The organism is Streptococcus pluranimalium, from assembly GCF_047785745.1.
In the GTDB taxonomy this organism is placed as follows: domain Bacteria; phylum Bacillota; class Bacilli; order Lactobacillales; family Streptococcaceae; genus Streptococcus; species Streptococcus pluranimalium_B.
In genome coordinates, this window is record NZ_JBLOJT010000245.1 from 1 (window position 1) to 521 (window position 521).

Annotated in this window: 1 protein-coding gene; it reads left to right on the plus strand. The window is 45.9% G+C overall.

Translation table 11 applies throughout. The features are described from left to right. Positions 1–521 (plus strand): tagatose 1,6-diphosphate aldolase (locus ACMZ6U_RS10745; protein ID WP_416108385.1); only part of this gene is annotated, 521 nt, incomplete at both ends.

A 521-nucleotide genomic window follows, 5' to 3' on the forward strand; every position in this document is an offset into this window, starting at 1 on the left:
TCAGAATGTCAGGCAGAAGATATTCCATTTTACCTTGAAATTTTGACCTATGATGAGAGCATTTCGGACAATAATAGCCCAGAATTTGCCAAGGTCAAAGCGCGTAAGGTCAATGGAGCTATGAAGGTTTTCTCAGATGAACGCTTTGGTGTGGATGTGCTTAAGGTAGAAGTACCTGTCAATATGAACTTTGTGGAAGGCTTTACAGATGGCGACGTTCTCTTTACCAAGGAAGAAGCTGCGCAAGCCTTTAAAGATCAAGAAGCGTCAAGTGACTTGCCATACATTTATTTGAGTGCAGGTGTCTCAGCGAAACTTTTCCAAGAGACCTTACAGTTTGCGGCAGCCTCAGGCGCTAAGTTTAACGGAGTTCTTTGTGGCCGTGCGACATGGGCAGGCGCTGTCCCTGTTTATATCAAAGAGGGCGCAGATGCAGCACGTGAGTGGTTGCGTACCGAAGGCTTTAAGAATATTGATGACCTAAACAAGGTGCTTGCGGATACCGCTAGCTCTTGGGAAGA